Genomic DNA, 8,538 nt, shown 5'->3' with positions numbered 1-8,538 from the left:
GCGGGCGATGGCCATTCATCTGGGACGTCCGTTACCGGACGCCTCGCGCGACCTACCCGGGCGGCCGGCGCGAAGACCCGCCTGCCTTGCGGCGCGCCGCCCCTATGCGGTCTTGCTCCCGGTGGGGTTTGCCCTGCCATCGCCGTTGCCGGCGACGCGGTGCGCTCTTACCGCACCCTTTCACCCTTGCCCGCAAAGCGCCAGCACCCCTTGGGGCGGCTGGCTTACGGGCGGTTTGCTTTCTGTGGCACTTTCCCTGGGGTCGCCCCCGCCGGGCGTTACCCGGCACCGTGTCTCCGCGGAGCCCGGACTTTCCTCCCCCCGGCAACACCGGAAGGCGGCCATCCGGCCATCTGACGCAGGGAATTAGTAGGCCCGGCGAAAAGAGGCGTCAAGCGCCGTCTACGTTACAGCGCTCGACGGTCATGCTCTCGACCAAGCCATCGATCTCCTTACCCACCTGGGCCATGCTGGGACCGCCGGCGTGGGCCTTGAAGGCGTCCTTGTCGGCGTAGCATTCGAAGATCAGGATCTTGTTCTCGTCATAGAGCGGCACCAGCAGGTCGAACTGCTCGGTGCCGGGCTCGTCCTTGAGGCTGCGGTCGCGATGGCCGCGCATGGCGTTCAAGACCTCGTCCCGCTGGCCCGGCTTGACCTCGACGGTGGCGACAACGGCGTAACTACCCATGACGTTCTCCATTAGATTTCAATTGACCTTGAATCGTTCCAGCCCGGCCCGGTCGATCTCGATGCCCAGCCCCGGGGCCTCCGGCACCCGCACCCGGCCACCGCTGTGCTCGATGGGCTCCATTACCACCGCCTGGCGGGCCGGGTGCTCGGAGCGGTCGAATTCGAGGATCGGCTCGAGCGGCCGATTACCGGGCGGATTGTGGGGCAGCACGGCCAGCAGTTGCAAGGCCGCGGCCAGGCCGATGGCGGTGCCCCAGACGTGCGGCACGTAGCGCACGCCGTGGGCCCAGGCCATGTCGGCAATCTTCTTGCATTCGCTGAGGCCGCCGGCGGCACAGGTGTCGGGCTGCAAAATATCGATGGCCCGGCTGGCCAGCACCTCGCGAAAACCGTATCTGGTGTATTCGCATTCGCCGCCGGCCAGCGGGATGGCGATGGCGCGCTTTATTTCGCCATAGCCGGCCAGGTCCTCGGGCACCACCGGTTCCTCGAACCAGGTGATATCGCAGTCCTCGACCAGGCGGCCGAGCCGGATGGCGTCGATGACATCGTAGCCGTGGTTGGCGTCCAGCATCAGCTTGACGTCGGGTCCGATGGCCTGGCGCACAGCGCGGATCAGCGCCGCGTCCTCGGCTACCTCGAAGCCGATCTTGAGCTTGACCCCGGCAAAGCCCTCGGCGACGTAGCCCCTGACCTCATCGACGATGTAATCGAAGGGATCGCCGTGGTCCTTGCGATAGGTGCCGGTGGCATAGGCTTCGACGTCGGTGCGCAGCGGCCCGCCCATGAGCTGGTGCACCGGCGCCCCGAAGTGCTTGCCCTTGAGGTCCCAGAGCGCGATGTCGACGCCCGAAAGCGCGGCAATCGGCACCCCCTTCTGGCCCTGATCGCGAAAGCGGTCATAAAGCGTCTGCCAAATCAGCTCGCTGGCCAGGGCATCGGCCCCCAGCAGCAGCGGCCCATAGGCCTCGACCATGGCGGCGCAAGCGCGGGCCGGGCCGAGGCATTCGCCAAAACCCGCAAGCCCGCTCTCGGTAACGATCTCGACCACCGCCGAGGCCCGCACCTCGGCCCGGTTGATGGACCAATGAAAGGGCTCGGAAAGCGGTGCTTCGAGCACGTGGACGGAAACTTCGGTGATTTTCATGATGCCTCTTGAGTTGGCGGCGAAGGCCCCAAGAGCGCCAGCAAGGCATCCAGCAGGCCCCAGGATTCGGCGTCCACCCGGCCGTCGATCAGGCCCGGGCGAAAGTGGCGTTGGAAGGCCCTGACGACGGTTTCGGTCTGGTTGTTGAAGACGCCGCTGGGATCGATGCGCCAGCCGTAGCGGCCCAGCGCCGTCTGCAGCCTCACCACCTCGATGCCGCTGTCGCCCGGCCCCAGCGGCGAAAGCTCGACGGAACCGGCGGCGCCGGGCCACAACCCCATGCCGGCCGCCGCCAGGCGCTGCCAGTCGAAACGCTCGCCCGGATCCTGGCGCCGCCCCGGCGCCACGTCGGAATGGCCCAGTACGCGCTCGGGCGGGATGGCATGGCGGGCCATGATCCGGGCGGCCAGTTCCTCCAGCGCCGCCATCTGGTCCTGGGGGAAATCGCGGTAGCCGAACTCGTGGCCCGGGTTGACCAGCTCGATGCCGATGGAGCAGCCGTTGATATCGCTCTCGCCCCACCACCAGGCCCGGCCGGCGTGCCAGGCACGGTTTTGTTCGGCCACCAGGGCGGTCGTGGTGCCGTCCTCGTCGATCAGGTAGTGGGCGCTGACCTGGGCCGCCGGATCGCACATCCGGGCCAGCGCCGCCCGTGCCGTCTTCATGCCGGTGTAGTGCAGCACCAGCATATCGATGCCGCGGCCGGCCGGCCGTTGGTCGAAGTTGGGTGACGGGATCTCAGGCATGGCGGAAAGATATAGACCATGGGGCAAAGGCCAGGACAAGTTACGCTTTGACCGCCCGCCGCGTGGTAATGACGATGACCCCGGCCAACACCAAAAGCCCGCCCCCGATCATGCGCCCGGTAATCTGGTCGTCGAGCACCAGCCAGCCGGCAAAGACGCCGAAGATACTGGTCAGCACGCCGTAGGGCATGATGGTGCTGACCGGGTAGCGCAAGAGCAGCCAATACATGATGCCGTGCCCCACCAGCGACGAGCCGATGGCGGTATAGGCCACCGAGCCCCAGTGCAGCGGCTGGGCGCTGGTCAGCGCCACCATCTGGCCCTGCTCCAGCAACAGCGATAGCGCCAGCAACGAGGGCGCGCTGATCAGCGCCAGCCAGGCTTGCAGGTTGGGCACGCTGATGCCGCGCATGCGCCTGACCAGAACGGTCGAGACGGCCAGCGCCAAAGCCCCCAGTACGACCAGAACCACGGCGTCGAGATAGTCGAGGACGACAGGGTCGAAGCCGATCACCATGACGCCGCCGAACGACAGCGCGATACCGCTCAATTGGCGCCGGTCGGGCCGCTCGCCCAGCACGACGATGGCGATAGCCGTGGCGAAAGGCACCGAGAGCTGCACCAAAACCGCCGGCGGTCCGATGTCGTCGGCCCAGGCGAAGCCGGTGAACATAAGGGTGAAGTGAATCACGCCCATGCTCAGACAAATTCCGAAGATCCAGCGCATCTGGCCGCGGGCCCAGCGCAGGAAGGGAAAGAGCAGCGCGAACAGGAGCACAAAGCGCAGCGAGGAATAGAAGATCGGCGGGAAATGGCTGACCCCGATCTTGGCGTAGACGAAGTTGACGCCCCAGACCAGATTGGCGGCAATCAGCAGCGCCAGGTGCGATCTCGTCATGGCCCGGGCCGGCAGCTAGCCCGCATTTCTCGCCGGGTCATGGCCTGCGCGGTGCTGTGGCGCCGACAGGGTAGGCGCGCTGCGCCGCGCGATGTGGGACATCGGGCAAGCAGCGCAACGCATCCTGTCGGCGCCACAAGGGACGAACCTGCGCCGCCCGAAGGGTCGCCCCCAACCGCGCGCCCGCTACGGAAAAGGTCGAAGAGCGTAGTCCCACTACGCTCATCGACCTTTTCCTTCCGGATCGCATCACCTGGGGGCTTTGCTGCCCGTGACCCGGTGAGAAATGCGGGCTAGCGCCGGCCCTCAGTTGAGCCCCCGTTCCTTGGCTATGCGATCGTAGGCGTCGTTGATGACGGCCAGCTTTTCGTTGGCGATGTCGACGAATTCCTGCGGTACGCCCTGGGCGATCAGGGTGTCGGGGTGGTGTTCGCGAATGAGCTTGCGGTAGCGCGATTTGAGCTCGCCGTCGGCGATCTCGCGATCCACCCCCAGGATGGCATAGGGATCGGCCTGGTCGGGGCCGACGTGGCCGGCCCGGATGCGCGCGAATTCGGCTTGGCTGAAGCCGAAGATCTCGGCCACATCACCGAGGAACTGGTCTTCGGCCGGGTGGTAGACGTTGTCGGCCTTGGCGATGTGGAAAAGCCCGTCGAGCAAGTCCTCGAGCACCGCCGGGTTGTCGTGAAACAGCGCCCCGAGCTGCCGGGCGTAGGCCTCGAAGCCGCGTGAGTCCTGCTTAGCCTGGTCGAACACCCGGGCGACGTTCTTGACCTCGGCCGACGGCACGTGGAAGACCTCGCGAAAGGCCTCCACTTCGTCGCGCGTCACCACGCCGTCGGCCTTGGCCATCTTGGCGCCCAGGGCGATGACGCCGATGGTGAAGGCGACCTGGCGCTGGGCGTTCTGGTCGCTCTCGCCGCTGTCGCCGCGCATGCGGCCATAGGCGTGCCCGGCCAGGCCGCCGACCAGGGCGCCGATGGGGCCGCCAAGCGCAAAGCCGGCGGCGCTGCCGATGATGGTGGTCCAGATGCTCATGCTAATCCGCCGGCCCCAGCATGGCCGCGAATTGGCAGCCGTTCAACCGTTGGGGTTGGGGGTCGTTCCCGGGCGAAGCTTCGCGATAGGGCTTCGATTTCGCCCAAATCCGCTGCAATCGCCGCGTTGCTCCCCCCTTGCGACATATTGCCCCGTTGCCTGCGGGGCGCAGTTGGGCTATACGGACGCCATCTCTGGAATTGGAGTTCATGCCGCTCATGGCCCAAGGAAACATGGATATTTCGCAGCACCAGGGGACCTGGCAAGGCTTTCGCCGCCTCTTCATCTTCGGCACTGCCGCCATCGCCCTGCTTCTGATCCTGATGGCGCTGACACTGCTCTAGGCGGAGCACTGCTTCCCCAACCGGCCCGGCCCCCAGGGCGGGCCTTTGCCATGCCTGAATCCTGATCGTGGCCCGGCGCCGCCCCGGCGGCTCAGGACCCGACACACGCAATCCGGTGAAAACATGAAAATCGCCATACCCAAGGAACGGCGGCCGCACGAAAGACGCGTTGCGGCGACGCCGGACACGGTCAAGAAACTGCTCGGCCTGGGTGCCCAGGTGTGCGTCGAGGCGGGCGCCGGCGCGGGCGCCCAGATTCCCGACCAGGTCTATGCCGAGGCCGGCGCCGACATCGCCGCCGACGCCGCTTCGGCACTGGCCGAGGCCGACATCGTCTTCAAGGTGCAGCGCCCGCTGACCGCCGCCGAGGGCGGACCGGACGAGCTGGCGCAGATGAAAAAGGGCGCCCTGTTGATCGCCACGCTTTCGCCGCACGCCAACCGCGACCAGGTGCAGGCCTACGCCGATGCCGGCGTCACCGCTTTCGCCATGGAGTTGATGCCGCGCATCACGCGGGCCCAGAACATGGACGTGCTGTCGTCGCAATCGAACCTGGCGGGCTACAAGGCGGTGCTCGACGCCACGGCTGAATACCCCCGGGCGCTGCCCATGATGATGACGGCCGCCGGCACCATCGCGCCGGCCCGCACCTTCGTCATGGGGGCCGGCGTGGCCGGACTGCAGGCCATCGCCACGGCGCGCCGGCTGGGCGCCATCGTCACCGCCACCGACGTCCGGCCGGCGGTCAAGGAACAGGTCGAATCGCTGGGCGCCAATTTCGTCGCCGTCGAGGACGAGGAATTCGCCGAGGCCGAGACGGCGGCCGGCTACGCCAAGGAAATGTCCGACGAATACAAGCAAAAGCAGGCGGCCCTGGTGCGCGAGCACCTGAAGAAGCAGGACATCGTCATCTGCACGGCGCTGATACCCGGCCGCCAGGCGCCGATCCTGATAAGCGCCGATATGGTGGCCGAGATGAAGCCCGGCGCCGTGATCGTCGACCTGGCCGTCGAGCAGGGCGGCAACTGCGAGGGCTCCCAACCGGGCGAGGTGGTCGAGATCGGCGGCGTGCGCATCGTCGGCCATAACAACTGGCCCAGCCGCATCGCCGGCGACGCCTCGCAGCTTTACGCCAAGAACCTCTTGAACTTCGTCACCATCCTGATCGACGACGAGAGCAAGGAGCTCGCCATCGACTGGGAGGACGAGATCGTCCAAGGCACGGCGCTGACCCGCGACGGCGCCATCATCAACCCGGCGCTGACCGGGGAGGGAAACTGAGCCATGGCTGCCATCGATCCCTTCGTCTTCCAGCTCTCCATCTTCGTGCTGGCCATCTTCGTCGGCTATTACGTGGTGTGGAGCGTCACCCCGGCGCTGCATACGCCGCTGATGTCGGTTACCAACGCCATCTCCAGCGTCATCATCGTCGGCGCCCTGATCGCCGCCGGGCCGGCCGAAATGAGCCCTGCCCGCATCCTCGGCATCATCGCCATCGGTCTCGCCGCCGTGAACATTTTCGGCGGCTTCATCGTCACCCAGCGCATGCTGGGCATGTTCAAGCGCAAGTAAAGGGGACGCAAGATGTCAGCAAACATCACGGCCCTCGCCTACCTGATCGCGTCCGTCCTCTTCATCCTGGCGCTGCGCGGGCTGTCGTCGCCCGATACGGCACGACGGGGCAACATCTTCGGCATCATCGGCATGACCATCGCGGTAGTGGTCACGGTGATCGACCCCAGCGTGGTTTCGTATACCTGGATCCTGGTCGCGGCGGTCATCGGCGGTGCCATCGGCACCGTGGTGGCGCTGAAGATCGAGATGTCGGCCATGCCCCAGTTGGTGGCCGCCTTCCACAGCCTGGTCGGCCTGGCCGCGGTGCTGGTGGCCGGGGCGGCCATGGACAACCCCGGGGCCTACGGCATCGCCGACGCGGCCGGCAACATCTTTGCCGCCAGCCGGGTCGAGATGACGCTAGGCAGCGCCATCGGCGCCATCACCTTCTCGGGCTCGATCGTCGCCTTCGCCAAGCTGCAGGGGCTGGTATCCGGGAACCCGGTGGTCTTCCCCGGGCAGCATATCCTGAATCTCGTCATCGGCCTCGCCATCCTCGGCCTGATCGCCTACTTCGTCTCCAACCAGTCGCCCGAGGTGTTCTGGCTGTTGACGGGCATCGCCTTCCTGATCGGCTTTTTGATCATCATCCCGATCGGCGGTGCCGACATGCCGGTGGTGATCTCGATGCTGAACTCCTATTCCGGTTGGGCCGCCGCCGGTATCGGCTTCACCTTGCAGAACTCGGCCCTGATCATCACCGGCGCCCTGGTCGGATCGTCAGGTGCTATTTTGAGCTACATCATGTGCAAGGCCATGAACCGCTCGTTCTTCAGCGTCATCCTGGGCGGCTTTGGCGGCGACGCGGTGGCCGGCCAGAAGAGCAGCGGCGACAAGCCGGTCAAACCGGGCAGTGCCGACGACGCCGCCTTCATCATGCGCAACGCCGGTTCCGTGATCATCGTGCCCGGCTACGGTATGGCGGTGGCCCAGGCCCAGCATGCGGTGCGCGAGATGGCCGATCTGCTGCAGAGCGAGGGCGTGCGCGTGCGCTATGCCGTACATCCGGTGGCGGGGCGCATGCCGGGGCACATGAACGTGCTGCTGGCCGAGGCCAACGTGCCTTATGACGATGTGCAAGAATTGGAGGAGATCAACTCCGACTTCGCCTCGACCGACGTGGCTTTCGTGATCGGCGCCAATGACGTCACCAACCCGGCGGCCCATGATCCCTCGAGCCCGATCGCCGGCATGCCCATCCTCGACGTCGACCGAGCCCAGACCTGCCTCTTCGTCAAGCGCTCGCTGGCGCCCGGCTACGCCGGCATCGACAACGAGCTCTTCTACGCCGACAACACCATGATGCTGTTCTCCGACGCCAAGAAGATGGTCGAGAACATCGTCAAAGCCCTGGCCTGACGGAGAGCCCAAGCATTCCTACGGAAAAGGGCCCCATGGGCCCTTTTCTTTTGTCTGCAGACGACAAAAAACCACGACCCGGCCGAGGCCGGGCGCGAACAATGGAGCTAAAGGTCGAAGCGCGGCGCGGGGCCGCCCGGAGATGGTCTAGCCAGCCTCGCGCTGGGCCTTCTTGCGCGCCAGCTTGCGGGCGCGGCGGATGGCCTCGGCCTTTTCGCGGGCCCGCTTCTCGGAAGGCTTTTCGTAATAGTTACGAAGCTTCATCTCGCGGAAGATGCCTTCGCGCTGCATCTTCTTTTTGAGCGCGCGCAAGGCCTGGTCGACGTTGTTATCGCGAACGACTACAGAAACCAGGGTTCATCTCCTCTAATTGCATACGAACGGGAACGCTGCCGCGTCTGCAGCGATGCTGTCTAACATAGGCGATAGCCTGAGAAAAGCCAAATCGTTTGCTGATTGGGGACACGTACCTTAACGCCTTTTTTGGGCGTTAAGGTACGTGTCCCCAATCAGCTCGCTTTACCGCAGCACCCGGCAGCGCCATATTCCCCCCATGGCCATTCTCAAGATCGCCCGCATGGGCCACCCGGTTCTCAGCCAACGCGCCGAGCCTGTCGCCGACCCCGCCATCGAGCCCAACGCCACCGCGCTGAGCCACCTCGTCGCCGACATGATGGAGACCCTGGCCGACGCCGGCGGCAT

11 protein-coding genes and 1 other RNA gene are annotated in these 8,538 nt (G+C 66.0%); 5 read left to right on the top strand and 7 right to left on the bottom strand.

Features of this window, described 5'->3' with window-relative positions; genetic code table 11:
- From rnpB to QGG75_01385, 6 genes are all read right to left on the bottom strand, one after another.
- Nucleotides 1-357, bottom strand: an RNA gene (rnpB, locus tag QGG75_01410) — RNase P RNA component class A; the annotation flags it as partial.
- A gap of 34 nt (nt 358-391) precedes the next feature.
- Complete coding sequence (locus QGG75_01405) at nt 392-688, bottom strand: putative quinol monooxygenase (GenBank protein ID MDP6065903.1); 297 nt, start codon at nt 686-688, stop codon at nt 392-394.
- 18 nt (nt 689-706) lie between these two features.
- On the bottom strand, nt 707-1,837 hold the full coding sequence (locus QGG75_01400; protein MDP6065902.1) for a mandelate racemase/muconate lactonizing enzyme family protein: 1,131 nt from the start codon (nt 1,835-1,837) through the stop codon (nt 707-709).
- On the bottom strand, nt 1,834-2,583 hold the full coding sequence (locus QGG75_01395) for an N-acetylmuramoyl-L-alanine amidase (protein MDP6065901.1): 750 nt from the start codon (nt 2,581-2,583) through the stop codon (nt 1,834-1,836). The genes QGG75_01400 and QGG75_01395 overlap by 4 nt, the downstream gene beginning before the upstream one ends.
- Nucleotides 2,584-2,623: 40 nt before the next feature.
- Nucleotides 2,624-3,481, bottom strand: a complete 858-nt coding sequence (locus QGG75_01390) for an EamA family transporter (protein ID MDP6065900.1) — start codon at nt 3,479-3,481, stop codon at nt 2,624-2,626.
- A 306-nt stretch (nt 3,482-3,787) separates the two neighbouring features.
- Entirely contained in the window at nt 3,788-4,519 is a 732-nt protein-coding gene (locus QGG75_01385) for a TerB family tellurite resistance protein (protein ID MDP6065899.1), read from the bottom strand.
- Nucleotides 4,520-4,737: 218 nt separating this feature from the next.
- On the opposite strand from QGG75_01385, the gene QGG75_01380 reads away from it, so the two are divergent.
- The 4 genes from QGG75_01380 to QGG75_01365 all read left to right on the top strand — a co-directional run bounded on the left by QGG75_01380 (nt 4,738) and on the right by QGG75_01365 (nt 7,836).
- Nucleotides 4,738-4,863 carry an aa3-type cytochrome c oxidase subunit IV gene (locus tag QGG75_01380; protein ID MDP6065898.1) on the top strand — a complete coding sequence of 42 codons (126 nt, stop codon included), beginning with the start codon at nt 4,738-4,740 and terminating at the stop codon, nt 4,861-4,863.
- Nucleotides 4,864-4,986: 123 nt separating this feature from the next.
- Complete coding sequence (locus QGG75_01375) at nt 4,987-6,144, top strand: Re/Si-specific NAD(P)(+) transhydrogenase subunit alpha (protein MDP6065897.1); 1,158 nt, start codon at nt 4,987-4,989, stop codon at nt 6,142-6,144.
- Between the two features lie 3 nt (nt 6,145-6,147).
- Entirely contained in the window at nt 6,148-6,435 is a 288-nt protein-coding gene (locus tag QGG75_01370) for an NAD(P) transhydrogenase subunit alpha (protein MDP6065896.1), read from the top strand.
- A gap of 12 nt (nt 6,436-6,447) precedes the next feature.
- Nucleotides 6,448-7,836 carry an NAD(P)(+) transhydrogenase (Re/Si-specific) subunit beta gene (locus QGG75_01365; GenBank protein ID MDP6065895.1) on the top strand — a complete coding sequence of 463 codons (1,389 nt, stop codon included), beginning with the start codon at nt 6,448-6,450 and terminating at the stop codon, nt 7,834-7,836.
- 147 nt (nt 7,837-7,983) lie between these two features.
- Here the strand turns inward: QGG75_01365 and rpsU are convergent, their stop codons facing one another.
- Nucleotides 7,984-8,190: a 30S ribosomal protein S21 gene (gene rpsU / locus QGG75_01360; GenBank protein MDP6065894.1), complete on the bottom strand. Its 207-nt coding sequence runs from the start codon at nt 8,188-8,190 to the stop codon at nt 7,984-7,986.
- Nucleotides 8,191-8,389: 199 nt separating this feature from the next.
- On the opposite strand from rpsU, the gene QGG75_01355 reads away from it, so the two are divergent.
- Nucleotides 8,390-8,538 (top strand): peptide deformylase (locus QGG75_01355; protein ID MDP6065893.1); only part of this gene is annotated, 149 nt, incomplete at its 3' end.

It is taken from the genome of Alphaproteobacteria bacterium (genome assembly GCA_030740435.1).
Classification (GTDB): Bacteria; Pseudomonadota; Alphaproteobacteria; order UBA2966; family UBA2966.
Note: the sequence above shows the minus strand (reverse complement) of the source record. Positions and strands in the feature narration are given on the sequence as shown.